Below are 23,500 nucleotides of genomic sequence, written 5' to 3'. Positions count from 1 at the left end.
GGCAAATATGGGACAGAAAGTTAATCCACACGGCATTAGAGTCGGTGTTATTAAAGACTGGGATTCCAAATGGTACGCTGAAGGCAACTTCGCTGATTGCCTGGTAGAGGATTACAATATCCGTACCTTCCTGAAGAAGAGACTGTACAGCGCCGGAATCTCCAAAATCGAGATCGAGAGAGCTTCTGACAGAGTAAAAATCATCATCTACACCGCAAAGCCGGGCGTTGTTATCGGTAAGGGCGGCGCTGAGATTGAGAAGCTGAAAGGCGAAGTTCAGAAGATGACCGATAAGAAAGTATTTATCGACATCAAGGAAATCAAGAGACCGGATCGTGATGCACAGCTGGTAGCTGAGAGCATTGCTCAGCAGCTGGAAAACCGTGTATCTTTCCGCCGCGCTATGAAGTCTACCATGGGCCGTTCCATGAAGGCTGGCGTTAAGGGAATCAAGACCGCAGTTGGCGGACGTCTTGGCGGTGCTGATATCGCACGTACCGAGTTCTACAGCGAGGGTACTATTCCGTTACAGACATTAAGAGCAGATATTGACTATGGTTTCGCTGAGGCAGATACCACCTACGGCAAGCTTGGCGTAAAGGTTTGGATCTACAAAGGCGAGGTACTTCCTACTAAAGGAAAAAAGGAAGGGAGCGATAAATAATGTTAATGCCTAAGAGAGTAAAGCGCCGCAAACAGTTCCGTGGAACTATGACCGGTAAGGCTTTAAGAGGAAATGTAATCAACTACGGTGAGTACGGTCTGGTAGCTACCGAGCCGTGCTGGATCAAGTCCAATCAGATTGAGGCAGCCCGTGTTGCTATGACCCGTTATATCAAACGTGGCGGTAAAGTATGGATCAAGATTTTCCCGGACAAACCGGTAACTGCAAAGCCGGCTGAGACTCGTATGGGTTCCGGTAAGGGTGCTCTGGAGTACTGGGTTGCAGTAGTGAAACCGGGCAGAGTAATGTTTGAGATCGCAGGCGTATCCGAAGAGGTTGCCCGCGAGGCATTACGTCTGGCTATGCACAAGTTACCCTGCAAATGCAAGATCGTTGCTAAGGCAGATTTAGAAGGCGGTGATAACAGTGAAAACTAATAAATTTGTAGAAGGTTTACAGGCAAAATCAGCTGCAGAGTTACAGGAAGAATTAGTAGCTGCTAAGAAAGAGCTTTTCAACTTAAGATTCCAGAATGCAACCAACCAGTTAGATAATACCAGCAGAATTAAAGAGGTTCGCAGAAACATCGCTAGAATCCAGACTGTTATTACAGCAAAGTCCAAACTGGTGTAAGGTTTGAAAGGAGAACATGACCGTGGAGAGAAATTTAAGAAAAACCCGCGTTGGTAAAGTCGTAAGCGACAAGATGGATAAGACCATCGTAGTTGCAATTGAAGACCACGTAAAGCATCCTTTATACGGAAAAATCGTTAAAAAGACCGTTAAATTAAAAGCACACGATGAGAACAACGAGTGTGGCAAGGGCGATACCGTTAAAGTTATGGAAACCAGACCGCTGTCCAAGGACAAGAGATGGAGACTGGTTGAGATTATCGAGAAAGCTAGATAATAAAAGAAGCGGTGCGAAGCAGCGTTTCGCTACGCAAACGTAACGAAGTGTAGTTCGTGGTTCCCGTATAGGAGAACTGGCGACAAAGGAAGGAGTATTCAGGTATGATTCAGCAGGAAACCAGACTGAAGGTTGCCGATAACACCGGAGCAAAAGAATTACTGTGCATCCGCGTTATGGGCGGCTCTACCAGAAGATATGCAAATATCGGTGATATCATCGTTGCTTCCGTTAAAGATGCAACACCAGGCGGCGTTGTAAAGAAGGGCGATGTTGTAAAGGCCGTTGTAGTACGTACCGTTAAGGGCGCACGCCGTAAAGACGGTTCTTATATTAAGTTCGATGAGAACGCAGCAGTTATTATCAAAGATGACAAGACCCCAAGAGGAACCCGTATCTTTGGGCCGGTAGCAAGAGAATTACGTGAGAAGCAGTTCATGAAGATCGTATCTCTGGCTCCGGAAGTACTGTAAGGAGGTGCCGACTGTGCAGAAAATTAAGAAAGACGACCTGGTAAAGGTTATCACAGGAAAAGATAAAGATAAAACCGGTAAAGTCCTTCACGTAAAAGGCGGCAAGGTTACCGTTGAGGGCTGCAACATGGTTACAAAGCACTCCAAACCCAGTGCTGGTAATCCCCAGGGTGGCATTATCCATCAGGAAGCTGCTATGGACATCTCCAATGTAATGCTGATGGTTGACGGCAAAGCAACCCGTGTTGGCTTTGAAGTAAAAGACGGCAAGAAGGTTCGCGTAGCTAAGGCTACCGGCAAAGTAATTGACTAATTGCAGGGAGGAGGAACGAGAGTTGGCTAGATTAAAAGAACAGTATCAGAACGAAATGGTAGACGCTCTGATCAAAAAATTTGGATATAAAAACATCATGGAAGTCCCGAAGCTTGATAAGATCGTTATCAACATGGGCGTTGGTGAAGCAAAAGAAAACGCTAAGGTTCTGGACTCTGCAGTTAGAGATTTGGAGCTGATTACCGGACAGAAAGCCGTTACCACCAAGGCAAAGAAATCCGTTGCAAACTTCAAAATCAGAGAAGGCATGGCTATCGGATGTAAGGTTACCCTGCGTGGTGAGAAGATGTACGAGTTCGCAGATCGCCTGATTAACCTGGCTCTGCCCCGTGTACGTGACTTCCGCGGCGTAAACCCCAACGCATTTGATGGCAGAGGAAACTACGCTCTGGGTATCAAAGAGCAGCTGATTTTCCCGGAGATCGAGTACGATAAGGTTGACAAGGTAAGAGGTATGGACATTATCTTCGTTACCACTGCTAAGACTGACGAAGAGGCTCGTGAACTGTTAACATTATTTAACATGCCGTTTGCAAAATAACAGGAGGAAAGATCCATGGCAAAGACTTCTATGAAGATTAAGCAGCAGCGTCCGGCTAAGTTCTCCACCAGAGAATATAACCGTTGCAGAATCTGCGGACGTCCGCATGCATATTTAAGAAAATACGGTATCTGCCGTATCTGCTTCAGAGAATTAGCATACAAGGGACAGATCCCTGGTGTGAAGAAAGCAAGCTGGTAGGCCGAAAGCAGATTAAGCGAGAACAAGCCGTCAGGCAAAGGTCGAGCTTAGTGCCAGGCCCATCCCGAAACTTAGCGAGACTGAGCCGAAAGGCGAAAGTCGAGCTTGGTTGAGCGGGTAAGAGGTCCAGAGTGGAAACCAACCAACATAAATACAGGAGGAATTCTATCATGACAATGAGTGATCCGATTGCAGATATGCTTACAAGAATCCGTAATGCAAATACTGCGAAACATGATACTGTAGACGTACCGTCTTCCAAGATGAAGCTGGCTATCGCCGACATCCTGGTAAAAGAGGGTTACGTAGAGAAATATGATATCGTAGAGAACGGTGCGTTCAACAACATTCGCATCACCTTAAAGTATGGCGCTGATAAGAATGAGAAAATCATCAGCGGCATCAAGAAAATTTCCAAGCCGGGTCTGCGTGTATACGCAAACAAGGAGAACCTGCCGAAGGTTCTGGGCGGTCTGGGAATCGCTATCCTGTCCACCAACCAGGGCGTTATTACCGATAAGGAAGCACGCAGACTGGGCGTAGGCGGAGAGGTTCTGGCTTTCGTTTGGTAATATTACATTACAAAAGTATCTAAATAGAACTGAAAACAGAAAGCGCTTCGCGCGCTTTCCGAAAATTTAAGTAGGAGGTAACAGGCATGTCACGTATTGGAAGAATGCCAATCGCAATCCCCGCAGGTGTAACTGTAACGATTGCTGAGAATAATAAAGTGACTGTAAAAGGTCCGAAGGGCACTCTGGAGAGAGAGCTGCCGGTAGAAATGGACATCAAGGAAGAAGATGGACATATTGTTGTAACTAGACCCAATGACTTAAAGAGAATGAAATCTCTGCATGGTCTGACAAGAACTCTGATCAACAACATGGTAGTTGGTGTAACCAACGGCTATGAGAAGGTTCTGGAGATCAACGGTGTAGGTTACAGAGCTTCTAAGCAGGGCAAGAAATTAACCCTTAACCTGGGCTATTCTCATCCGGTAGAGATGGAAGATCCGGAAGGTCTGGAGACCGTTCTGGAAGGTCAGAATAAGATCACGGTTAAAGGTATCGATAAAGAAAAAGTTGGCCAGTACGCTGCTGAAATCAGAGACAAGAGAAGACCTGAGCCGTATAAGGGCAAAGGTATTAAGTATGCTGATGAGACTATCAGACGTAAAGTTGGTAAGACTGGTAAGAAATAATTAAGGAGGATGCAGAAATGGTTAGCAAGAAATCAAGAAGCGAAGTTCGCGTGAAGAAACACGAGAGAATGCGTAACCGCTTTGCAGGTACTGCAGAGAGACCGCGTCTGGCTGTGTTCAGAAGTAATAATCATATGTATGCTCAGATTATTGACGATTCAGTCGGCAATACTCTGGTAGCAGCATCTACTGTAGAGAAAGCTGTAAAGGCAGAGCTGGAGCACACCAACGATACCGACGCAGCAGCTTATGTTGGAACTCTCATTGCTAAGAGAGCACTGGAAAAGGGAATCGAAGAGGTTGTATTTGACCGCGGCGGTTTCATTTACCAGGGTAAGATTCAGGCACTTGCAGATGCAGCCCGTGAGGCTGGTCTGAAATTCTAGTAGAGAGGAGATCGGCATGAAGCGTACAATTATTGACCCAAGTCAGTTTGAATTAAATGACAACGTAGTAGCAATCAAGCGTGTATCCAAAACTGTAAAAGGCGGCCGTACCATGAGATTCTCTGCTCTGGTAGTAGTAGGCGACGGCAACGGCCATGTTGGTGCAGGTCTTGGTAAGGCTGGTGAGGTTCCGGAAGCAATCCGCAAAGGAAAAGAAGCAGCTATGAAGAATCTGGTAGAGATTCCGGTTGACGAGAACAAGAGCATTCCGCATGACCACATCGGTAAGTTCGGCAGCTCTTCCGTACTGCTGAAGAGAGCTCCGGAAGGTACCGGTATCATCGCTGGCGGTCCGGCTCGTTCCGTACTGGAACTGGCAGGTATCAAGAACATCCGTGCAAAATCTCTGGGTTCCAACAACAAGACCAACGTAGTACTTGCTGTACTGAGCGGTCTGACTGAGCTGAAGACTCCGGAAGAGTTTGCAAGACTTCGCGGCAAATCTGTTGAAGAGATTTTAGGCTAAGGAGGACAATGAAATGGCAGAGAAGTTAAAAGTAACGTTAGTCAAATCTCCTATCGGTGCTATCCCGAAGCAGAGAGCAACTGTTGAGGCTCTGGGCTTACGGAAACTGAACAAGACTGTTGAGCTTCCGGATAATGAGGCTGTTAGAGGCATGATTTGGCACGTAAGACATTTAGTGAAAGTAGAAGAGATCTAATATAGACGTAAGGAGGTGCAACGCAATGGATTTATCCAATTTACAGCCTGCTGTTGGTTCCAAGCACAGCGATAATTTCAGAAGAGGACGCGGTCATGGTTCAGGCAACGGAAAGACTGCCGGTAAGGGCCACAAGGGTCAGAAGGCACGTTCTGGAGCTACCAGACCGGGATTTGAAGGCGGTCAGATGCCCTTATACAGACGTCTCCCGAAGAGAGGATTCAAGAACCGCAACACTAAGACCATCGTTGGTATTAACGTAAGCGCTCTGGAGTGCTTCGAGAACGATGCAGTTGTAACTGTTGAGTCCCTGATGGAGTGCGGAATCGTAAAGAATCCGAGAGACGGTGTGAAACTCCTGGGTAATGGTGAATTAACCAAAAAGCTGACCGTAAAAGTTAATGCATTCAGCGAGGGTGCAAAGGCAAAAATTGAAGCTTTAGGTGGAACCTGCGAGGTGATCTAATATGTTAAAGACACTCCGTAATGCATGGAAGGTAAAGGAGATCAGACAAAAGCTGATCTTCACCTTCATGATGCTGGTAGTGATCCGCTTTGGTTCTGAACTGCCGATTCCTGGAGTAAAAACGGACTTTTTTGCGGACTTTTTCGCAAGTCAGTCCAATGATGCATTTGGCTTCTTCAATGCAATGACAGGTGGATCCTTTACCTCTTTGTCGGTATTTGCATTGAGTATTACCCCATATATTACATCTTCCATTATCATGCAGCTGCTGACTATTGCGATTCCGAAGCTGGAAGAGATGCAGCGTGACGGTGAAGATGGAAGAAAGAAGATTGCCGAGTATACTCGTTATCTGACAGTTGGTCTGGCTCTGATTGAATCCACCGCTATGGCGATTGGATTTGGCGGAAGAGGACTTCTGCTTAGTTATGATGTATGGAGCATTCTGATTGCGGTAGCCACAATGACTGCCGGCAGTGCGTTCCTGATGTGGATTGGTGAGCGTATTACGGAGAAAGGCGTAGGCAATGGTATTTCCATTGTACTGCTTTTCAATATTATTTCCTCTCTTCCTGCAGATGTAAACACAATTTACAGTGTATTTTTAAGAGGGAAAAACATCGGTGCAACTGTGACCATTGCCATTCTTGTTCTGGCGTTTGTATGTGCTATGTTTGCATTCGTTGTAGTTCTTCAGGATGGTGAACGGAGAATTCCCGTTCAGTATTCAAAAAAGATGGTAGGCAGAAAGCTTGTGGGCGGCCAGTCCTCCCACATTCCGCTGAAGGTGAATACCGCAGGCGTTATTCCGGTAATTTTTGCATCTTCCATTATGTCCTTCCCGGTTGTGATAGCACAGTTCTTCCAGCCGGATTATACCACAATCGGCGGCAAAATCCTGATGATGTTAAATTCTTCATCCTGGTTCCGTCCTGATATGCCCTGGTATTCTGTGGGTCTGGTGATTTATCTTGTATTGATTGTGCTGTTTGCATATTTCTATACATCCATCACCTTCAACCCTCTGGAAGTGGCAAACAATATGAAGAAGTCCGGCGGCTTTATCCCGGGTATCCGTCCTGGAAAGCCGACTTCCGATTATCTGAACAAGATTCTGAATTACCTGGTATTTATCGGTGCTGTCGGTCTGATTATTATCAGCGTCATCCCGATTATGATTTCCGGACTGTTTTCTGTAAGTCAGCTTTCGTTCATGGGAACCTCACTGATCATTATCGTCAGTGTTATTCTGGAAACGATTAAGTCGATTGAATCTCAGATGATAGTTCGAAACTACAAAGGCTTTTTGAACGATTAATACAGAGAGCTGCTGCACATTATGGGCAGCGGCTTTCTTGCATATGGAGAAAAGGAGGATGTGACAATATGAAGATCATCATGTTGGGTGCTCCCGGAGCAGGAAAAGGCACCCAGGCCAAGAAAATTGCGGAACAATACGGAATTCCCCATATTTCTACTGGAGATATTTTCCGTGCCAATATTAAAGGCGGAACAGAGCTGGGCATGAAAGCCAAATCCTATATGGATCAGGGACAGCTGGTTCCGGATGATGTAACAATTGGAATGCTGCTTGACCGTATCAGCCAGGCAGACTGCGAAAGCGGTTATGTACTTGATGGCTTCCCCAGAACAATTCCTCAGGCAGAAAGTCTGACAGAGGCTTTAAAAGCCCTTGGAGAAAAAATGGATTATGCCATTGATGTAGATGTGCCGGATGAGGCTATTGTAACCAGAATGTCTGGACGCAGAGCCTGCCTTGCCTGCGGAGCAACCTACCATATTGTCTACAATCCCACAAGGCAGGAGGGAATCTGTGATGCCTGCGGCGAAAAGCTGGTTCTGAGAGATGATGATAAGCCGGAAACGGTTCAGAAACGTCTTACCGTATATCATCAGCAGACTCAGCCGCTGATTGAGTATTACAAAACTGAAGGAATCCTGCACACGGTAGACGGAACAAAGAATTTAAATGAAGTATTTAAAGACATCACCGATGTCCTGGGGGCGTAATTATGTCAGTAACCATTAAATCTGCAAGAGAAATTGAATTGATGCGTCAGGCTGGAAAAATCCTGGCAAGCGTACATGAGGAGCTGGGAAAGGCTCTTTGTCCTGGAATGAGCACCATGGACATTGATCGGCTGGGAGAAAAGCTGATCCGCAGCCATGGTTGCATCCCTTCTTTCAAAAACTATAACGGTTATCCTGCGTCTATCTGCGTTTCTGTGAATGACGAGGTTGTACATGGGATTCCCAGTAAGCACCGGATTATCCGGGAAGGCGATATTGTCAGCCTAGATGCAGGTGTGATTTATCACGGCTATCACTCTGATGCAGCTCGTACTCATGCAATCGGGAAAATTACACCGGAGGCGGAAAAACTGATTCAGGTTACCCGCGAAAGTTTTTTTGAAGGAATCAAGTTTGCAAAAGCAGGCAATCATCTCAATGATATCTCATCTGCCATCCAGGCTTATGCAGAGAGCTTTGGCTATGGAGTGGTAAGAGATTTGGTGGGACATGGGATTGGAGATCATCTTCACGAGGAGCCGGAGATTCCCAACTTTGCACAGAAGCGTAAGGGAATCCGTCTGATGCCCGGTATGACACTTGCGATTGAACCAATGATCAATGCAGGTCGTCCGGATGTTGTGTGGATGGATGATGACTGGACAGTAGTGACTGATGACGGTTCTTTGTCAGCCCATTATGAGAATACAATTCTGATCACAGAGGGCGAACCGGAGATTCTTTCTCTGTAATAAAGGCGGTGGAAGCGTGAAACTTAAGCCAGGCTGCCTTTGCAGATCCCTTGCAGGAAATGACAGGGATCGATACTATATCATAATAGACGACCAAGGGGATTATGCAGCAGTCGCAGACGGAGAGAAAATGACTGCAGCCAGTCCCGGACGGAAAAACAAGAAGCATATCCAGGCAGAGAAAACGCCGGTTTTATCCGGCTCTTCTCTGACGGATGAAGCAATCAAAGCCATTACTGCAATTAGGAGGTAAACCCATGTCAAAAGCAGACGTAATTGAAATCGAAGGAACTGTTGTAGAGAAGCTCCCCAATGCCATGTTTCAGGTTGAACTGGAAAATGGCCATCAGGTTCTGGCCCACATCAGCGGAAAGCTGCGGATGAATTATATCCGTATTCTGCCGGGCGACAAGGTAACCATCGAATTATCTCCCTATGATCTGACCAAGGGCCGGATTATCTGGAGAGATAAATAAGAAAAAGACCGGAAAAATCCGGTTTTTTTATGATTTTTTTTACAAAAAAGTACTTGCATAATAGAAAACATAATGTTATACTATTATGGCGACTTTGTTGAGATACCGGGTGAAGTTTGTCTAAAATTGCGCCCGGATAAACCAATATGTCCGGCTAGTCGGATATATGCAACTGGAAACGCCCCGGCCTGTGGAACCGACATAGTTTCAGAAAGCAGGGCGGCTTAGAGGAAAGGAGAATTGCCGTGAAGGTGAGATCATCAGTAAAACCGATTTGCGAAAAGTGCAAAATCATCAAACGCAAAGGCAGTATCAGAGTAATCTGTGAAAATCCTAAGCACAAGCAGAGACAAGGTTAACAAACAAAAAGTAATAGGAGGTGTACGACACACATGGCTCGTATCGCAGGTGTTGATTTACCAAGAGAAAAACGTGTTGAGATCGGTCTGACTTATATCTACGGTATCGGTAGAACAAGTTCAAATCGCATTCTTGCTGAGGCAGGCGTGAATCCGGACACTCGTGTCAAGGATCTGACCGATGACGAAGTTAAGAAGCTGGCAGCAATCATTGCTGATTCTCAGATGGTTGAGGGTGACTTACGTCGTGAGATCGCTATGAACATCAAGAGACTGCAGGAGATCGGCTGCTATCGTGGTATCCGTCACAGAAAAGGTCTGCCGGTTCGTGGTCAGAAGACCAAAACCAATGCAAGAACTCGCAAAGGTCCCCGTAAGACTGTTGCAAACAAGAAGAAATAATAAGCATCGCACAATTTAGAACGATGCAGTTCTCTGGACGAGTGGACAGAGAACAGAAAGTAACGTGTAGTACGAATCAGGTTGCATGTTTTAAAAACAGGAAACAGGATTCAAGTAAGAAGAAAGTAGGTTAGTTTAAAATGGCTAAAAAGGTGTCCACTAGTAAAAAAGTGACAAAAAAGCGTGTAAAGAAAAACGTTGAACGCGGACAGGCACATATCCAGTCTTCTTTTAACAATACAATCGTTACCTTAACTGACGCGCAGGGTAACGCACTGTCTTGGGCAAGCGCTGGTGGTCTGGGATTCAGAGGTTCAAGGAAATCTACTCCATATGCAGCACAGATGGCTGCAGAGACTGCTGCTAAAGCAGCTTTAGTACATGGTTTAAAATCTGTAGACGTTATGGTTAAAGGTCCTGGTTCAGGCCGTGAAGCAGCAATCCGTGCACTTTCTGCATGCGGTATCGAAGTAACTAGCATTAAGGACGTAACTCCCGTTCCGCATAACGGATGTCGCCCGCCAAAACGTAGAAGAGTCTGATAGGAGGTACTAAAAGTGGCAGTAGATAGAGTTCCTGTTCTTAAAAGATGCAGATCTCTTGGATTAGATCCGATCTATTTAGGAATTGATAAAAAGTCAAACAGAGAATTAAAGAGAGCAAATAGAAAAATCAGCGAGTATGGCCTTCAGCTGCGTGAAAAGCAGAAAGCAAAGTTCATCTATGGCGTTCTGGAGAAACCGTTCCGCAACTACTACACCAAGGCTGAGAAGATGGAAGGCCAGACTGGTGAGAACATGATGATTCTGCTGGAGAGAAGACTGGACAACGTTATTTTCCGTATGGGATTTGGCCGTACCCGTCGTGAGACCAGACAGATCGTTGATCATAAGCACATCCTGGTAAACGGCAAGTGTGTAAACATTCCGTCCTACCTGGTAAAAGCAGGTGATGTAATCGAAGTGAAAGAGAAAGCAAAATCTGCTCAGAGATATAAAGATGTTCTGGAAGTAACCTCCGGCCGTCTGATTCCGGCTTGGCTGGATGTTGACCAGGAGAACTTAAAGGGCGTTGTTAAAGAACTGCCCACCAGAGATGAGATTGATGTTCCGGTAAACGAAATGCTTATCGTCGAGTTGTACTCCAAATAATAAAAGCTGGCAGGCCTTAGGGCCGCAGCAGCGTTTGATACGCAGACTGTTCTCTGGATTTTTTCAGAGAACATCCATGGAGTGCGAAATAACCCTCGATAGAAAACCCAAAAGGAGGGGCTATAGTCGTGTTCGATTTTGAAAAACCAAACATTGAGATTGTTGAAATTTCAGATGATAAGAAATATGGCAAGTTTGTAGTTGAACCGCTTGAGAGAGGCTACGGCACCACATTAGGCAATTCTCTTCGCAGAATTATGCTTTCATCTTTACCCGGTGCAGCAGTCAGTCAGGTGAAAATCGACGGCGTTTTGCATGAGTTCAGTTCCATCCCCGGAGTAAAAGAGGATGTGACTGAGATTATCATGAACATCAAGAGCTTATCTATTAAGAACAACAGCGACAGCAATGAAGTAAAAACCGCTTACATCGAATTTGAGGGTGAAGGCGTGATTACTGCAGCTGATATCCAGGCTGACCCGGATATCGAAATCATGAATCCGGATCAGGTGATTGCTACCTTAAGCGGCGGCACAGACAGCAAGTTCTATATGGAGCTGACCATCACCAAGGGCCGTGGATATGTAAGCGCTGATAAAAATAAAAACGAAGAGCTGCCTATCGGCGTAATTGCGATTGACTCCATTTACACTCCGGTAGAGCGTGTTAATATGGCGATTGAGAATACCCGTGTGGGACAGGTTACCGATTACGATAAGCTGACCCTGGACGTTTACACCAACGGAACTCTGGCTCCCGATGAGGCAGTCAGCCTTGCTGCAAAGGTGTTAAGCGAGCATCTGAATCTGTTCATTGATCTGTCTGAGAATGCCAAGACCGCAGAGATCATGGTAGAGAAGGAAGACAATGAGAAAGAGAAAGTGCTTGAGATGAACATTGATGAGCTTGAACTTTCCGTTCGTTCCTACAATTGCTTAAAGAGAGCTGGAATCAATACTGTGGAGGAGCTGTGCAACAGAACTCCGGAGGATATGATGAAGGTGAGAAACCTTGGCCGGAAGTCTCTTGAAGAGGTTCTTGCTAAGTTAAAAGAGCTTGGATTGCAGCTGAATCCCAGCGAAGAGTAAAGAAAAGGTGCCAGTTTCCATAAGTCCGATGATGCAGGAAACGGGTACAGAAAATATGATGGTGATGCGGTCCGGTAAGACCAAAGGGCACGGTACTGCACTCCCGACTATCAGGAGGAAAATAAAATGGCAGGTTATAGAAAGCTTGGAAGAACTTCCAGCCAGAGAAAAGCAATGATCCGCAGCCAGGTAACTGCACTGCTGTATCATGGAAGCATCAAGACCACTGAGGCAAGAGCAAAAGAGATCCGTAAGGTTGCTGAAGGTCTGATTGCAATGGCTGTTAAAGAGAAAGATAACTTTGAGACTGTTACCGTTACCGCTAAGGTTGCCCGCAAGGACAAAGACGGTAAGAGAGTCAAAGAAGTTGTAAACGGCAAGAAGGTTACCGTTTATGATGAAGTTCAGAAGGAAATCAAGAAGGATAATCCTTCCAGACTGCATGCTAGACGTCAGATGCTGAAGGTTCTGTACGATGTAACAGAAGTTCCGACAACTGCTGCTGGCAGAAAGAAAAACACCAAATCCGTAGATCTTCCGGCAAAGCTCTTTGATGAGATTGCTCCGAAGTACGTTTCCCGTAACGGTGGATATACCCGTATCGTTAAGATCGGTCAGCGTAAGGGCGACGGTGCTATGGAAGTTCTGTTAGAGCTGGTATAATAACTATTAGAAGAGCTGGTGCTGATGCACTAGCTCTTCTTTTCTTTCTTTTCTTTCAATACGGTAAGAATATCGTAAGTTGACGTTACAACTAATGGCATTTATAATGAAATTAGAAACAACATTAACTGTATTGCTTTTATACAGTGTAGATAGAAAAGCGAGGGAAGATTTATGAAGAAAGAAAGCAGACATGTATGGGCGTTGTTGCTGGCGGCAGCCCTCACACCGGCGGGGATGATTACATCTCTTGCGGCTGAGCGGACCATTTCCAGTGTGACAATTCGAATTGATTCAGAGCTCGAAGCTGGGAGTACATTACCTGGTATTGGATGGAGCAATGCAGGAAGCAGTGAGCAGGCCTCGGATGGCGAGATTTTAGTAACGAATTCCTCTAGAAAGTATGATATTACAGATGCAGAGTGGACTACTTCCACATCAAAGACCATGGGGGTGGGAGATACCCCGGAGATGAAGGTGACCTTGACGCCCCGGGATGAAGGGAACGATGAATACCAGTTTAAAGGGACTTACCGCTCCAGCAATGTCAGTGTCCGCTACGGCAATTTCATCAGCGCCTCAAAAAAGGACGGTAATCTGATTGTAAAGCTGAGAGTAAGGGCGATTGAGGGAACCTTTGCTCCGCCAGAGGATGCCTACTGGAAGGACGGCAGCCGCGGCACTGCCCGTTGGGAAGAGCCGGAGGAAGGCGGAACGGGAAAGTATGAAGTTGTTTTAAAACGAGGTTCGAACAAGATTCATACTGCAGAGACCACCTCACACAGCTATAATTTTTATCCCTATATGACAAGAGAAGGCACTTATACCTTCCGGGTACGCTGCATTGCCAAAAGCGGAAAGCAGGAGGATTATGGGGAAAGCAGTGAGTGGGTAGAATCTGATGAGATCTATCTGGCAGAGGAAGATGTATCAGATGGAAGCGGACAGAATAACGGAGGTTCCGGAACAGGTCCCGGATCCAGTGCAAAGGTTGGCTGGCAGCGCTCTGGAAACACCTGGTACTACTATTATCCTGACGGTTCTTATCAGAAGAACGGCTGGGCACAGGTAGCAGGAAAATGGTATCTGTTTGATAATGACGGACGGATGCTGACCGGTTGGCAGAACCGCAACAATCAGACCTATTACTTAACGGAAAATGGCGATATGGTGATTGGATGGGTTCTGTGGAATCATCGCTGGTACTATATGAATCCAACTCAGGATGCATTTTTAGGATGTATGCTGAGAGACCGTTGGGCAACCGTGGATGGAAAGACTTACTGGTTTACCAGTGATGGTTCTATGGCAGAGGGATGGTATCAGGTGGAAGGAAACTGGTATTATTTCTACCCAGGAAGCGGACATAAGGCAGTGAATACCTGGATCGATACCTTCTATGTTAATGAGAACGGAGTATGGATTCGGTAGAACTGCATATAGAAGAGAAACAGGATAAAGGATAGAAGAAAAGCAGATGTGGCAGAATAACGAATACTGCCGCATCTGCTTCTTTTACTTTACAGGAAAGTTTGTTCAGTGAAATAAAAAACGCACAACAAAGAACGCTGTGCGGCGGAAGAAAATTGTTCACAGAAGCGATCTGTTGCGGGCGGAGGGAAGCTCTGCTTATGCCTTCACCCTGGAGTAAATCGTCTTGGAGCTGACGCCATTTAATTTGCCCACCTTGCCGGAAAGAGCGGATATGATGTTCTGGGGAGCATCCAGAGCAATGCTGATAATGCTGAGTTCTTTTTCCCGGTAGGGGATTCCCATGCGTCCGATAATATACTGCCGGTAGTCATGGAGAATGTCATTGAGTGTGTCAACAGATTCCGGATTTTCTACCACAATACCTATCATGGCAATCCGGTGCTCCTGATTTGGGGAAGACAGCTTTTCCATAGAGTCTCCTTTCTTGCGCTGGAAAACATACAGAGAAAAAAGCCATACCAGACGGAATGGTACAGCAGGATACATAACTGTATTGTACTACAGCGCAAGAGATTGCGCAACAGCTCTTGACTGTTAATCTGAGATAGCGTAAAATTGGTAACAGTTTAGAGGCCGCAAGGCGAAAAACAGAAAACATGAGGACTGCACAGAAAGGATCCGATATGGGGATTATCAAAGCTTCTAAATTAATATATGATTATATCCGCAGAGATGAGGAGGATCATGAGGAGGAGGTCAGCCGTGCCATTGATCAGCTGACTTTGGATATACAGCAGGGAGATTTTGTGGCAATTTTGGGCCACAATGGATCTGGAAAATCAACCTTTGCAAAACAGGTCAACGGAATTCTTCTTCCGACAGAGGGAACCGTGTGGATTTCCGGCATGGATACCAGAGATGACAGCCACATCTGGGATATCAGAAAAACAGCAGGAATGGTATTTCAGAATCCGGACAACCAGATTATCGGAAATATTGTAGAGGAGGATGTAGGTTTTGGACCGGAGAACCTGGGCGTTCCTACAGATGAAATCTGGAAAAGGGTGGATGAAAGTCTGGAAGCAGTGGGAATGACCGCTTACCGGCTGAAATCGCCAAATAAGCTGTCAGGAGGTCAGAAACAGCGGGTAGCCATTGCAGGAGTGATGGCTATGCGGCCCCAGTGCATTATTTTAGATGAGCCTACGGCTATGCTGGATCCTAACGGACGTAAGGAGGTTATTGCCACCCTTCATGAGCTGAATCAGAAGGAGGGAATTACGGTGCTTCTGATTACTCATTATATGGAAGAGGCGATTGATGCAGACAGAATTATTGTAATGGATGACGGACGGCTGGTTATGGATGGAACACCCCGGGAGATTTTTTCGAGGGTAAAGGAACTGAAGGAATACCGGCTGGATGTGCCCCAGGTAACAGAGCTGGCATGGGAACTGAAAGAGGCGGGAGTGAAGCTTCCGGCAGGGATTCTTACAATGGAGGAGCTGATGGCAGAGCTGCTTCCGCTGTTTCAGGAAAAGTATCCCAAACAGGTAAAGTTGGAGGAAAAATAACATGGCAATCCGGGCAGAACATTTGAATTTTCTGTATGGGGAAGGGACTGTTTATGAGCAGTATGCCCTGAAGGATGTGAATTTTGAAATTGAAGACGGTCAGTTTATTGGATTGATTGGCCACACTGGCTCAGGAAAGTCTACGCTGATACAGCATTTAAACGGACTTCTGCGGGCCAGCAGCGGGGCGCTTTATTATAATGGAGAAAACATTTACCAGGACGGCTATGACATGAAAAAGCTGCGCAGCAAAGTCGGATTGGTATTCCAGTATCCGGAGCACCAGCTGTTTGAGGTTGATGTATTTTCGGATGTGTGCTTTGGTCCGAGAAACCAGGGACTGGAAAAGGAAGAGATTGAACAGCGGGCAAGAGAGGCTTTACAGCAGGTAGGGCTGGAAGAGAGATTCTGGACCCAGTCTCCTTTTGAGCTTTCAGGCGGTCAGAAACGGCGGGTAGCTATTGCCGGAGTTCTGGCAATGAAGCCAGAGGTGCTGATTTTAGATGAGCCTACGGCAGGACTGGATCCCAAAGGCCGGGATGAAATTCTGGATGAGATTGCGGCTCTTCACAGAGAAAAACGGATGACTATCATTCTGGTATCCCACAGCATGGAGGATGTGGCCCGGTATGCAGATCGGATTATGGTTATGAATCATGGGGAAAAGGCGTTTGACGCACCGCCCAAGGAGGTATTTCGCCATTACAAAGAACTGGAACAGATTGGGCTGGCAGCGCCGCAGATTACGTATATAGTACACAGCCTGAGAGATCATGGCGTTCCCATTGCCGATGATATTACAACGGTAGAAGAAGCGAAGGAGGCAATTCTGGAGCTTTTAGACAGTCCGGACAAAGCCCGAAACGGGAGAAAGTTGAGCGAATAAGTATGATACGAGATATTACCTTAGGACAATATTATCCGGTGGATTCGGTGATACACCGTCTGGATCCCAGAACCAAGCTGTTTGGAACTCTGATATTTATTGTGTCCCTGTTTTTGGCAGACAGTCTGATTGGCTATGGAATCGCCACAGTGTTTCTGTTTAGTGCCATTCATTTATCAAAGGTTCCTTTCAAATTTATTGTGAGAGGACTGAAAACCATTGTTGTACTGCTGCTAATCAGTGTCAGCTTTAATCTGTTTCTTACACCAGGTACGGTGCTGTTTCAGCTTGGATTTCTGAAGCTCACGTGGGAAGGACTGAGAATGGCTGGATTTATGGCCTTGCGGCTGATTTATCTGGTTATTGGTTCTTCGATTATGACACTGACTACAACTCCGAATCAGCTGACAGACGGACTGGAAAAAAGCCTTGGTTTTCTGAATAAGGTGGGGGTTCCGGTGCATGAGGTTTCCATGATGATGTCTATTGCCCTGCGTTTTATTCCAATTTTGGTGGAGGAGACCGACAAAATCATGAAGGCGCAGATGGCCCGGGGAGCAGATTTTGAAAGCGGAAACCTGATTCAGAAGGCAAAAAGCATGGTGCCGCTACTGGTGCCGCTGTTTATTTCTGCATTTCGCCGAGCAACGGATCTGGCCATGGCTATGGAAGCGCGCTGCTATCACGGCGGCGTGGGAAGAACGAAAATGAAGCCGTTAAAATATGCGTCCAGAGATCGGATGACCTATGTGGTTTATGCAGCCTATCTGGTTTTGATATTTGTTTTTGGACGGTAATAGGCCGGGAAGCATATTCTATGAGAGGAAGAGAGTGGACGCCCAACGCTTCCTGTCTGTTGTAAGAGGGCGGGAAGATGAATGGCTGAATTGTTACGAATTTTATCCGGAACAGGGTAGTAGGAAAGAAAGTAGAGACAAATTTATGAAACGTGTTAAATTGGTGGTGGCCTACGACGGAACGAACTATTGCGGATGGCAGCTGCAGCCTAATGGTGTGACCATTGAAGAGGTGCTGAATCGGGCGTTGACAGAGCTTTTAAGAGAGCCGATCATGGTGATTGGAGCCAGCAGAACGGATTCCGGCGTTCATGCCAGAGGAAATGTGGCGGTTTTTGATACAGAAAACCGGATGCCTGCAGATAAAATCTGTTTTGCCTTAAATCAGCGTCTTCCAGAGGATATCCGGATTCAGTCCTCTGAGGAGGTTCCTCTGTCCTGGCATCCCAGAAAGGCCAACTGTATAAAAACTTATGAATATAAGATCCTCAACAGGAAGATCGCCATGCCTCTGGAACGGCTGTATTCCCACTTCTGTTATTTTCCTCTGGATGTGGAAAAAATGCGCCAGGGTGCGGCGTATCTGGTGGGAGAGCATGATTTTAAAAGCTTTTGCACCGTGCGTTCCCAGGCGGAGGAGACTGTGCGTACCATTTACAGTCTGGATGTAACCAGAGATGAAGGGGATATGATTACAATTCGCATCAGCGGAAGCGGATTTCTTTACAATATGGTTCGGATCATAGCTGGAACCCTGATGAAGGTAGGAATGGGCGTTTATCCCCCAGAGCATGTGGAGGAAATTCTGGAAGCGAGGGATCGGCAGCAGGCAGGTCAGACGGCTCTGGCCAGAGGCCTGACGCTGGTGAACATGGAATATGAAAAAGAACTTCCACGGTGGTGTCACAGCCAAAACCGGCATTGGAATTATCATATTCTCCAGTCCCATATCAAAGATGAGAAAACAGCATTTTTCCTGGTAGAACGGTGCAGAGACGAGGAGTGGGAACGGCTTCTTCGGCGAACGATTCACCATGCTTTTCAGAACGGCGCAGAGCTGGTCTGTGTGGCGGATCTGGAAAAGGGACGACTAAAATCAGGAGACCGATATGGGTATTATGTAATAGAGGGAAGAGATTCAATTTCTGTGGAGACAGCTCTTTTGCTTCTGGATGAGGAAGAGCAGAAGGAAATTCAGAAAATCGGTTCTCCCACATCAGAGGAATGGTTTGGCGCTGTGGACGGCGGAAAACAGGAAGCGTGAGCCAGAAGCTCTGATTCCAGTCAGACAGGGCAGATAGAAAACGCAAAAATGCAGAAAAACCTTGAAAACACTGGAAGAAAACCCTTGACACGCGTGAATGTGTGGGATATAATGTATAACTGTGACGTTAGGTGGAAATGCTTAAGCCAAAGCCCCGGAGTAGGCATTTTACTATAAAGCTGATTAAGAATCATGTAGTTTAACAGGAGGTTAACCAATGAAGAGTTTTATGGCTAGTCCAGCGACGATTGAGAGAAAATGGTACGTAGTAGATGCTACCGGATATACATTAGGACGTTTGGCTTCAGAAGTAGCAAAGGTTTTAAGAGGTAAAAACAAACCGATTTACACCCCGCACGTAGATTGCGGCGATTATGTAATCGTTGTAAATGCAGACAAAGTGAAAGTAACCGGCAAAAAGCTGGATCAGAAAGTATATTACAGCCATTCCGATTATGTGGGCGGCATGAAAGAAGCTACCCTGCGCGAGATGATGGACAAGAAGCCGGAGCGCGTAATCGAGCTGGCAGTTAAGGGTATGCTTCCGAAGGGACCTTTAGGAAGAAGTATGATTACCAAGCTTCATGTATATGCAGGTCCGGAGCATGAGCACGCAGCTCAGAAGCCGGAAGCTCTGGAAATCAAATTTTAATTAAAGGTACTGAAAGGAGGAAGTTATCATGGCAAATAAATATTACGGAACAGGAAGAAGAAAAAAATCCATCGCAAGAGTATATCTGGTACCGGGTACCGGTAAGATTACTATCAATAAAAGAGACATCGACGAGTATCTGGGTCTGGAAACCTTAAAGCTGATCGTACGTCAGCCGCTGGTTGCTACCGAAACCACAGATAAGTTTGATGTTATGGTAAACGTTCGCGGCGGCGGTTTCTCCGGACAGGCAGGCGCTATCCGTCACGGCATTTCCAGAGCTCTGCTGCAGGCAGACGCTGACTTCAGACCGGTTCTGAAGAAAGCTGGCTATCTGACCAGAGATCCGCGTATGAAAGAGAGAAAGAAATACGGTCTCAAGGCAGCTCGTCGCGCGCCTCAGTTCAGCAAGAGATAATCTGCTGTTCAAACCGTATCAAAATGGTTCAAAAACCCCGGAAAATCAAGGTTTTCCGGGGTTTTACTATATCTAAATGGGCTGATATAGTTTGACCAAATTTAGCAAAACGAGAGCCGTTTTCACCCAATTTTTAGTGGTCCGCAAGTGGTTAACCGGCCAAAAAGAGGGCAAAAAGAGGGTCAAGTGGTGCCCAAAGTGGTTAACCGAGAGCCGATTTTGGGGTGTTTTTGGAGGTACTTTTCAGCCTGCCTTCCCCTCGTTTTGGGCTGTGGCAGTTTGGCATAGTTTGACCTAATTTGAATAATTGAATATGAATTTGATGTAGCACTCAGTATAAAATGACTGGGTGCTTTTTTCATTTCAGGAACTCGTATTCCGGCCATAGAAAGAGCCGTCACTTCACTTTTAATTTTGAAGTGGCGGCTTTTTCTATTTCCAGAAGCAACAGCAATAATCAGAAATGAGGTGAAGTCAATGAACACGCAAATCATCGCCATCGCCAACCAGAAGGGCGGTGTTGGCAAGACAACAACCTGTGCCAACTTGGAATCGGTTTAGCGCAGGCTGGAAAGAAAGTCCTGCTGATCGACGGAGACCCGCAAGGTAGCCTGACTATCAGCCTGGGTAATCCCCAACCGGACAAGCTGCCCTTTACGCTGTCGGATGCTATGGGGCGTATCCTGATGGATGAGCCGCTTCGTCCCAGCGAGGGTGTCCTGCACCATCCAGAGGGTGTAGACCTGATGCCTGCGGACATCCAGTTATCCGGTATGGAAGTATCCCTGGTCAATGCCATGAGCCGTGAGACTATCTTGCGGCAATATCTGGACACGCTGAAGGGGCAATACTCCCATATCCTCATCGACTGCCAGCCCTCCCTGGGGATGCTCACAGTCAATGCGCTGGCCGCTGCGAACAGGATCATAATTCCCGTTCAGGCGGAGTATCTGCCCGCCAAAGGGCTGGAACAGCTGCTCTCCACGGTAAACAAGGTAAAGCGGCAGATTAACCCCAAGCTCCAGATAGACGGTATCCTGCTGACGATGGTGGACAGCCGAACCAACTTTGCCAAAGAGATCTCCGCGCTCCTGCGGGAGACCTATGGCAGCAAGATCAAAGTATTCGGCACAGAGATTCCCCACTCTGTCCGGGCAAAGGAAATCAGTGCAGAGGGAAAAAGTATTTTCGCCCATGACCCTGGCGGCAAGGTGGCAGAGGGGTATCGAAATCTGACGAAGGAGGTGTTGAAACTTGAAAAGCAGCGCGAAAAAAATAGAACTGGCCTCGGTAGATGATCTGTTTTCCACCGAAGAAGGCCGCCAGGATGCAAAGCTAGAGAAGATTCAGGAAATTCCTTTGTCTGAACTGCATCCGTTTAAGAACCACCCATTCAAAGTCAAGGATGACGAAGCCATGATGGAGACCGCTGACAGTATCAAGCAGTATGGCGTTCTAGTTCCGGCGATTGCCCGACCGGACCCGGAGGGCGGCTATGAGCTGGTAGCCGGACACCGGCGGCACAGAGCCAGTGAGCTGGCAGAAAAGGAGACTATGCCGGTCATTGTCCGTAATCTGGATGATGATGCCGCCACGATCATTATGGTTGACAGCAACTTGCAGCGAGAAAGCCTGCTCCCCAGTGAAAGGGCATTTGCTTACAAGATGAAGCTGGATGCCATGAAACACCAGGGAGAGCGAGTTGATTTAACTTGTGCCCAAGTTGGGCACAAGTTGGATGGTAAGAAGTCCAGAGATATTTTGGCCGAACAAGTTGGGCAGAGTAAAAATCAAATTCAGCGTTATATCCGTCTGACAGAGCTGATTCCTGAATTGATGGATATGGTGGATGAAAAGAAGATTGCCTTGAACCCTGCCTATGAGCTGTCCTTTCTCAAAAAGGAAGAACAGGTAGATCTGCTGGACGCGATGGACAGCGAACAGGCTACCCCTTCCCTTTCCCAAGCCCAGCGGCTCAAGAAATACAGTCAGGAGGGGCATCTGACCCTCGATATGATGCGTGTCATCATGGGTGAGGAAAAGAAAAGTGATCTGGACCGAGTGACATTTACCTCTGACACTTTGCGGAAGTATTTCCCTAAAAGCTATACGCCCCAGCGGATGCAGGAAACCATCATCAAGCTGCTGGAGGCATGGCAGAAAAAGCGTCAGAGAGACCAGGAACGATGAAAGGAGCCGCCTATGAGGGATATTTCAGCCCGTGAGCTGAAAGGACACAACATTCTCGCCGTAGAGAGGTTTTGGGATAACACCCGCTGGATGATCGAGTTTTCCGTCCTGCGTCCCAGCACTGCTTACGGCAGCCCCGGAGATGAAATGCGGCTGTTTTTGACTGAGGACGGGTATCAGGCCGCCCTGCAAAGCCAGCAGCGCCGGGAGATCAAGATCAAGCGTTACGCTCGTGTGATTGAGGGACATATCCTCGATTTCAAACCGGGAAAACGCCGCCGCTCATAAACCCATACAACGAAAGGAAAGGAATGACTATGTGTACGGTAAAGGAAATTCAAGAAGCAATCCGGGAAGATTGCAAATCTCAGCATGACATGGATTCAACGGATATTGACCGCGTGATGCAAACACTTCCTTTCGCCCAGGAGGAGCCATTTACAGAGGCGTGTCCCCAAAAGCCGCTGTTTTGGTTCTATGCAAAAAAATTTGAAAAGCGTTGAATACCGCAATTCTTTGAAATGAGGATTGCGGTTTTTTTGTACCCAAAATTCGGAAGGAGTGAGGTCGATGGCCGTTTTTCGTATTGAACGGACCCGTGATTATACCGTGATGAGCAATCATCATTTACGAAATGCAAACCTGTCGTTAAAAGCCAAGGGGCTGCTTTCCATGATGCTGTCTTTGCCAGAGGACTGGAATTACACCACCCGTGGCCTTGCAAAGATATGTAAGGAGGGCGTGGATGCCATCGGTGCTGCCCTGCGTGAACTGGAAGGAGCCGGATATATCGTGCGCCATCAGAGACGCGATAAAAGTGGGCGGATCACAGATACCGAGTATGTCATCTATGAACAGCCCCAGCCAAATATGTCCCGGCCGGATACGGCTTCACCAGATACGGAAAACCCGGATATGGTAAAACCGGATACGGAAAAGCCCGCAGAATTAAATATAGAGAAATCAAATACAGAAAAACCAATTACTTATGGATCAAGTACCGATTCCATTCCCTTCCGGGAAACAGCGGCGGCAAGACCGCCGGAACGGAAAGGAAGAGCTGCGATGTCTGTCACAGAGATAGAAAATTATCGGGAATTGATTTTGGAGAATATCGAGTATGACTGCTTGAAGCAGCGTTATCCTCTCTACCTGGATGACTTGAATGAGATCGTAGAGCTGTTAGTAGAAACGGTCTGTGCCAAACGAAAGACCACCCGGATCTCTGGTGCGGACTTTCCTCACGAAATTGTACGCTCTCGCTTTTTGAAACTGGACAGCTCCCACATCGAGTTTGTCATGGACTGTCTGCAAAAGAACACCACCTAGGTACGCAACATGAAGCAGTACCTGCTTGCGGTGCTGTTCAATGCTCCTACCACCATGAACAATCACTTCACTTCATTGGTCAACCACGATATGCACGCAGGCGGCTGGTAAAGGCCGCCTTTTATTATGCCAAAGG

The 23,500-nt window shown here is 46.7% G+C and carries 36 protein-coding genes and 3 pseudogenes; 37 read left to right on the top strand and 2 right to left on the bottom strand.

From position 1 onward, the window contains the following. Positions 1 to 7 precede the first annotated feature (7 nt). From rpsC to ACESON_RS04440, 26 genes are all read left to right on the top strand, one after another. Positions 8 to 664 carry a 30S ribosomal protein S3 gene (gene rpsC, locus ACESON_RS04565; RefSeq protein ID WP_177958013.1) on the top strand — a complete coding sequence of 219 codons (657 nt, stop codon included), beginning with the start codon at positions 8 to 10 and terminating at the stop codon, positions 662 to 664. After that, complete coding sequence (gene rplP / locus ACESON_RS04560) at positions 664 to 1,101, top strand: 50S ribosomal protein L16 (RefSeq protein WP_177958014.1); 438 nt, start codon at positions 664 to 666, stop codon at positions 1,099 to 1,101. Before rpsC ends, rplP begins: the two co-directional genes overlap by 1 nt. Next, positions 1,091 to 1,297, top strand: coding sequence for a 50S ribosomal protein L29 (gene rpmC, locus ACESON_RS04555; RefSeq protein WP_177958015.1), 207 nt, complete (start codon positions 1,091 to 1,093; stop codon positions 1,295 to 1,297). Before rplP ends, rpmC begins: the two co-directional genes overlap by 11 nt. Positions 1,298 to 1,319: 22 nt before the next feature. Then, the gene (gene rpsQ, locus ACESON_RS04550) at positions 1,320 to 1,574 is read left to right on the top strand and encodes a 30S ribosomal protein S17 (RefSeq protein ID WP_373108683.1); all 255 of its coding nucleotides are present in this window, start codon (positions 1,320 to 1,322) and stop codon (positions 1,572 to 1,574) included. 104 nt (positions 1,575 to 1,678) lie between these two features. After that, positions 1,679 to 2,047 (top strand): 50S ribosomal protein L14, encoded by a 369-nt coding sequence (gene rplN, locus ACESON_RS04545; RefSeq protein ID WP_087221116.1) that lies wholly within the window; start codon positions 1,679 to 1,681, stop codon positions 2,045 to 2,047. A gap of 13 nt (positions 2,048 to 2,060) precedes the next feature. Continuing rightward, the gene (gene rplX / locus ACESON_RS04540) at positions 2,061 to 2,360 is read left to right on the top strand and encodes a 50S ribosomal protein L24 (RefSeq protein WP_177958017.1); all 300 of its coding nucleotides are present in this window, start codon (positions 2,061 to 2,063) and stop codon (positions 2,358 to 2,360) included. A gap of 22 nt (positions 2,361 to 2,382) precedes the next feature. Next, a complete protein-coding gene (rplE, locus tag ACESON_RS04535) occupies positions 2,383 to 2,922 on the top strand; it encodes a 50S ribosomal protein L5 (RefSeq protein WP_177958018.1) in 540 nt (179 codons plus the stop codon). 15 nt (positions 2,923 to 2,937) lie between these two features. Further along, positions 2,938 to 3,123, top strand: a complete 186-nt coding sequence (locus ACESON_RS04530) for a type Z 30S ribosomal protein S14 (RefSeq protein WP_002566501.1) — start codon at positions 2,938 to 2,940, stop codon at positions 3,121 to 3,123. Between the two features lie 170 nt (positions 3,124 to 3,293). Beyond that, the gene (gene rpsH, locus ACESON_RS04525; RefSeq protein WP_177958019.1) at positions 3,294 to 3,695 is read left to right on the top strand and encodes a 30S ribosomal protein S8; all 402 of its coding nucleotides are present in this window, start codon (positions 3,294 to 3,296) and stop codon (positions 3,693 to 3,695) included. Between the two features lie 86 nt (positions 3,696 to 3,781). Then, positions 3,782 to 4,324: a 50S ribosomal protein L6 gene (rplF, locus tag ACESON_RS04520; protein WP_177958020.1), complete on the top strand. Its 543-nt coding sequence runs from the start codon at positions 3,782 to 3,784 to the stop codon at positions 4,322 to 4,324. Between the two features lie 17 nt (positions 4,325 to 4,341). Continuing rightward, positions 4,342 to 4,710 carry a 50S ribosomal protein L18 gene (rplR, locus tag ACESON_RS04515; protein WP_177958021.1) on the top strand — a complete coding sequence of 123 codons (369 nt, stop codon included), beginning with the start codon at positions 4,342 to 4,344 and terminating at the stop codon, positions 4,708 to 4,710. A 16-nt stretch (positions 4,711 to 4,726) separates the two neighbouring features. Beyond that, positions 4,727 to 5,236, top strand: coding sequence for a 30S ribosomal protein S5 (rpsE, locus tag ACESON_RS04510; RefSeq protein ID WP_177958022.1), 510 nt, complete (start codon positions 4,727 to 4,729; stop codon positions 5,234 to 5,236). 13 nt (positions 5,237 to 5,249) lie between these two features. Beyond that, the gene (gene rpmD / locus ACESON_RS04505; protein ID WP_177958023.1) at positions 5,250 to 5,432 is read left to right on the top strand and encodes a 50S ribosomal protein L30; all 183 of its coding nucleotides are present in this window, start codon (positions 5,250 to 5,252) and stop codon (positions 5,430 to 5,432) included. Between the two features lie 25 nt (positions 5,433 to 5,457). Next, complete coding sequence (gene rplO, locus ACESON_RS04500) at positions 5,458 to 5,898, top strand: 50S ribosomal protein L15 (RefSeq protein WP_177958024.1); 441 nt, start codon at positions 5,458 to 5,460, stop codon at positions 5,896 to 5,898. 1 nt (position 5,899) lies between these two features. Beyond that, a complete protein-coding gene (secY, locus tag ACESON_RS04495) occupies positions 5,900 to 7,216 on the top strand; it encodes a preprotein translocase subunit SecY (protein WP_177958025.1) in 1,317 nt (438 codons plus the stop codon). A gap of 68 nt (positions 7,217 to 7,284) precedes the next feature. After that, positions 7,285 to 7,929 carry an adenylate kinase gene (locus ACESON_RS04490; protein WP_177958026.1) on the top strand — a complete coding sequence of 215 codons (645 nt, stop codon included), beginning with the start codon at positions 7,285 to 7,287 and terminating at the stop codon, positions 7,927 to 7,929. 2 nt (positions 7,930 to 7,931) lie between these two features. Continuing rightward, positions 7,932 to 8,681, top strand: a complete 750-nt coding sequence (map, locus tag ACESON_RS04485; RefSeq protein ID WP_177958027.1) for a type I methionyl aminopeptidase — start codon at positions 7,932 to 7,934, stop codon at positions 8,679 to 8,681. Positions 8,682 to 8,697: 16 nt separating this feature from the next. Next, a complete protein-coding gene (locus tag ACESON_RS04480) occupies positions 8,698 to 8,934 on the top strand; it encodes a hypothetical protein (protein ID WP_177958028.1) in 237 nt (78 codons plus the stop codon). Between the two features lie 4 nt (positions 8,935 to 8,938). Beyond that, a complete protein-coding gene (infA, locus tag ACESON_RS04475) occupies positions 8,939 to 9,157 on the top strand; it encodes a translation initiation factor IF-1 (RefSeq protein ID WP_054333082.1) in 219 nt (72 codons plus the stop codon). A gap of 245 nt (positions 9,158 to 9,402) precedes the next feature. Further along, positions 9,403 to 9,516 (top strand): 50S ribosomal protein L36, encoded by a 114-nt coding sequence (rpmJ, locus tag ACESON_RS04470; RefSeq protein WP_003497809.1) that lies wholly within the window; start codon positions 9,403 to 9,405, stop codon positions 9,514 to 9,516. A 33-nt stretch (positions 9,517 to 9,549) separates the two neighbouring features. Beyond that, a complete protein-coding gene (gene rpsM, locus ACESON_RS04465; RefSeq protein WP_177958029.1) occupies positions 9,550 to 9,918 on the top strand; it encodes a 30S ribosomal protein S13 in 369 nt (122 codons plus the stop codon). A gap of 140 nt (positions 9,919 to 10,058) precedes the next feature. Next, the gene (gene rpsK / locus ACESON_RS04460) at positions 10,059 to 10,460 is read left to right on the top strand and encodes a 30S ribosomal protein S11 (RefSeq protein WP_177958030.1); all 402 of its coding nucleotides are present in this window, start codon (positions 10,059 to 10,061) and stop codon (positions 10,458 to 10,460) included. A 15-nt stretch (positions 10,461 to 10,475) separates the two neighbouring features. Then, complete coding sequence (gene rpsD, locus ACESON_RS04455; RefSeq protein ID WP_177958031.1) at positions 10,476 to 11,069, top strand: 30S ribosomal protein S4; 594 nt, start codon at positions 10,476 to 10,478, stop codon at positions 11,067 to 11,069. A 128-nt stretch (positions 11,070 to 11,197) separates the two neighbouring features. Further along, a complete protein-coding gene (locus ACESON_RS04450) occupies positions 11,198 to 12,157 on the top strand; it encodes a DNA-directed RNA polymerase subunit alpha (RefSeq protein WP_177958033.1) in 960 nt (319 codons plus the stop codon). A 126-nt stretch (positions 12,158 to 12,283) separates the two neighbouring features. Then, complete coding sequence (locus ACESON_RS04445; RefSeq protein ID WP_177958034.1) at positions 12,284 to 12,820, top strand: L17 family ribosomal protein; 537 nt, start codon at positions 12,284 to 12,286, stop codon at positions 12,818 to 12,820. Between the two features lie 174 nt (positions 12,821 to 12,994). Then, positions 12,995 to 14,251, top strand: coding sequence for an N-acetylmuramoyl-L-alanine amidase family protein (locus tag ACESON_RS04440; protein ID WP_373108679.1), 1,257 nt, complete (start codon positions 12,995 to 12,997; stop codon positions 14,249 to 14,251). 198 nt (positions 14,252 to 14,449) lie between these two features. On the opposite strand, the gene ACESON_RS04435 is transcribed toward ACESON_RS04440, so the two are convergent. Next, entirely contained in the window at positions 14,450 to 14,725 is a 276-nt protein-coding gene (locus tag ACESON_RS04435) for a TM1266 family iron-only hydrogenase system putative regulator (protein WP_177958036.1), read from the bottom strand. A 212-nt stretch (positions 14,726 to 14,937) separates the two neighbouring features. On the opposite strand from ACESON_RS04435, the gene ACESON_RS04430 reads away from it, so the two are divergent. From ACESON_RS04430 to rpsI, 6 genes and pseudogenes are all read left to right on the top strand, one after another. Then, positions 14,938 to 15,828, top strand: a complete 891-nt coding sequence (locus ACESON_RS04430) for an energy-coupling factor transporter ATPase (protein WP_177958037.1) — start codon at positions 14,938 to 14,940, stop codon at positions 15,826 to 15,828. Between the two features lies 1 nt (position 15,829). After that, positions 15,830 to 16,714 (top strand): energy-coupling factor transporter ATPase, encoded by an 885-nt coding sequence (locus ACESON_RS04425; protein WP_177958039.1) that lies wholly within the window; start codon positions 15,830 to 15,832, stop codon positions 16,712 to 16,714. Between the two features lie 2 nt (positions 16,715 to 16,716). Beyond that, the gene (locus ACESON_RS04420) at positions 16,717 to 17,511 is read left to right on the top strand and encodes an energy-coupling factor transporter transmembrane protein EcfT (RefSeq protein ID WP_177958040.1); all 795 of its coding nucleotides are present in this window, start codon (positions 16,717 to 16,719) and stop codon (positions 17,509 to 17,511) included. A gap of 145 nt (positions 17,512 to 17,656) precedes the next feature. Continuing rightward, positions 17,657 to 18,394: pseudogene (truA, locus tag ACESON_RS04415) on the top strand (tRNA pseudouridine(38-40) synthase TruA); the annotation flags it as partial. A gap of 598 nt (positions 18,395 to 18,992) precedes the next feature. After that, positions 18,993 to 19,427, top strand: coding sequence for a 50S ribosomal protein L13 (gene rplM / locus ACESON_RS04410; protein ID WP_177958044.1), 435 nt, complete (start codon positions 18,993 to 18,995; stop codon positions 19,425 to 19,427). Positions 19,428 to 19,452: 25 nt separating this feature from the next. Then, complete coding sequence (gene rpsI / locus ACESON_RS04405; protein ID WP_177958047.1) at positions 19,453 to 19,845, top strand: 30S ribosomal protein S9; 393 nt, start codon at positions 19,453 to 19,455, stop codon at positions 19,843 to 19,845. A 182-nt stretch (positions 19,846 to 20,027) separates the two neighbouring features. Here rpsI and ACESON_RS04400 read toward each other — a convergent pair whose 3' ends face one another. Continuing rightward, positions 20,028 to 20,390 (bottom strand): hypothetical protein, encoded by a 363-nt coding sequence (locus tag ACESON_RS04400; protein WP_373108876.1) that lies wholly within the window; start codon positions 20,388 to 20,390, stop codon positions 20,028 to 20,030. Between ACESON_RS04400 and ACESON_RS04395 the strand changes: the two are divergent. The 5 genes and pseudogenes from ACESON_RS04395 (at position 20,323) to ACESON_RS04375 (ending at position 23,475) form a co-directional block, all read left to right on the top strand. Then, positions 20,323 to 21,143, top strand: a pseudogene (locus ACESON_RS04395) (ParA family protein). The gene ACESON_RS04400 and the pseudogene ACESON_RS04395 sit on opposite strands and share 68 nt — an antisense overlap. After that, complete coding sequence (locus ACESON_RS04390) at positions 21,100 to 22,035, top strand: ParB/RepB/Spo0J family partition protein (protein ID WP_373108678.1); 936 nt, start codon at positions 21,100 to 21,102, stop codon at positions 22,033 to 22,035. Before ACESON_RS04395 ends, ACESON_RS04390 begins: the two are co-directional and overlap by 44 nt. Positions 22,036 to 22,047: 12 nt before the next feature. Then, a complete protein-coding gene (locus ACESON_RS04385) occupies positions 22,048 to 22,323 on the top strand; it encodes a DUF5720 family protein (RefSeq protein ID WP_006775625.1) in 276 nt (91 codons plus the stop codon). A gap of 29 nt (positions 22,324 to 22,352) precedes the next feature. Next, positions 22,353 to 22,538 carry a hypothetical protein gene (locus ACESON_RS04380; RefSeq protein WP_373108677.1) on the top strand — a complete coding sequence of 62 codons (186 nt, stop codon included), beginning with the start codon at positions 22,353 to 22,355 and terminating at the stop codon, positions 22,536 to 22,538. 67 nt (positions 22,539 to 22,605) lie between these two features. Next, positions 22,606 to 23,475, top strand: a pseudogene (locus ACESON_RS04375) (DUF6017 domain-containing protein). The last annotated feature ends 25 nt before the right edge of the window (positions 23,476 to 23,500 follow it).

Source organism: Lachnoclostridium sp. Marseille-P6806, assembly GCF_964238185.1.
Classification (GTDB): domain Bacteria; phylum Bacillota; class Clostridia; order Lachnospirales; family Lachnospiraceae; genus Brotaphodocola.
The sequence above is the reverse complement of the archived record's forward strand: the minus strand, read 5'-3'. Positions and strand labels throughout refer to the sequence as shown.

Coding starts and splice junctions, on each gene's coding strand:
- ACESON_RS04385 (WP_006775625.1), top strand. CDS start 22,048: ATGAGGGATATTTCAGCCCGTGAGCTGAAAGGACACAACATTCTCGCC.
- rpsK (WP_177958030.1), top strand. CDS start 10,059: ATGGCTAAAAAGGTGTCCACTAGTAAAAAAGTGACAAAAAAGCGTGTA.
- ACESON_RS04380 (WP_373108677.1), top strand. CDS start 22,353: ATGTGTACGGTAAAGGAAATTCAAGAAGCAATCCGGGAAGATTGCAAA.
- rplF (WP_177958020.1), top strand. CDS start 3,782: ATGTCACGTATTGGAAGAATGCCAATCGCAATCCCCGCAGGTGTAACT.
- map (WP_177958027.1), top strand. CDS start 7,932: ATGTCAGTAACCATTAAATCTGCAAGAGAAATTGAATTGATGCGTCAG.
- ACESON_RS04420 (WP_177958040.1), top strand. CDS start 16,717: ATGATACGAGATATTACCTTAGGACAATATTATCCGGTGGATTCGGTG.
- rpsC (WP_177958013.1), top strand. CDS start 8: ATGGGACAGAAAGTTAATCCACACGGCATTAGAGTCGGTGTTATTAAA.
- rplO (WP_177958024.1), top strand. CDS start 5,458: ATGGATTTATCCAATTTACAGCCTGCTGTTGGTTCCAAGCACAGCGAT.
- ACESON_RS04430 (WP_177958037.1), top strand. CDS start 14,938: ATGGGGATTATCAAAGCTTCTAAATTAATATATGATTATATCCGCAGA.
- rplM (WP_177958044.1), top strand. CDS start 18,993: ATGAAGAGTTTTATGGCTAGTCCAGCGACGATTGAGAGAAAATGGTAC.
- ACESON_RS04440 (WP_373108679.1), top strand. CDS start 12,995: ATGAAGAAAGAAAGCAGACATGTATGGGCGTTGTTGCTGGCGGCAGCC.
- ACESON_RS04490 (WP_177958026.1), top strand. CDS start 7,285: ATGAAGATCATCATGTTGGGTGCTCCCGGAGCAGGAAAAGGCACCCAG.
- secY (WP_177958025.1), top strand. CDS start 5,900: ATGTTAAAGACACTCCGTAATGCATGGAAGGTAAAGGAGATCAGACAA.
- rplP (WP_177958014.1), top strand. CDS start 664: ATGTTAATGCCTAAGAGAGTAAAGCGCCGCAAACAGTTCCGTGGAACT.
- infA (WP_054333082.1), top strand. CDS start 8,939: ATGTCAAAAGCAGACGTAATTGAAATCGAAGGAACTGTTGTAGAGAAG.
- rplR (WP_177958021.1), top strand. CDS start 4,342: ATGGTTAGCAAGAAATCAAGAAGCGAAGTTCGCGTGAAGAAACACGAG.
- ACESON_RS04530 (WP_002566501.1), top strand. CDS start 2,938: ATGGCAAAGACTTCTATGAAGATTAAGCAGCAGCGTCCGGCTAAGTTC.
- ACESON_RS04435 (WP_177958036.1), bottom strand. CDS start 14,725: ATGGAAAAGCTGTCTTCCCCAAATCAGGAGCACCGGATTGCCATGATA.
- rplN (WP_087221116.1), top strand. CDS start 1,679: ATGATTCAGCAGGAAACCAGACTGAAGGTTGCCGATAACACCGGAGCA.
- rpsH (WP_177958019.1), top strand. CDS start 3,294: ATGACAATGAGTGATCCGATTGCAGATATGCTTACAAGAATCCGTAAT.
- rpsM (WP_177958029.1), top strand. CDS start 9,550: ATGGCTCGTATCGCAGGTGTTGATTTACCAAGAGAAAAACGTGTTGAG.
- ACESON_RS04445 (WP_177958034.1), top strand. CDS start 12,284: ATGGCAGGTTATAGAAAGCTTGGAAGAACTTCCAGCCAGAGAAAAGCA.
- rpmD (WP_177958023.1), top strand. CDS start 5,250: ATGGCAGAGAAGTTAAAAGTAACGTTAGTCAAATCTCCTATCGGTGCT.
- rpsE (WP_177958022.1), top strand. CDS start 4,727: ATGAAGCGTACAATTATTGACCCAAGTCAGTTTGAATTAAATGACAAC.
- ACESON_RS04425 (WP_177958039.1), top strand. CDS start 15,830: ATGGCAATCCGGGCAGAACATTTGAATTTTCTGTATGGGGAAGGGACT.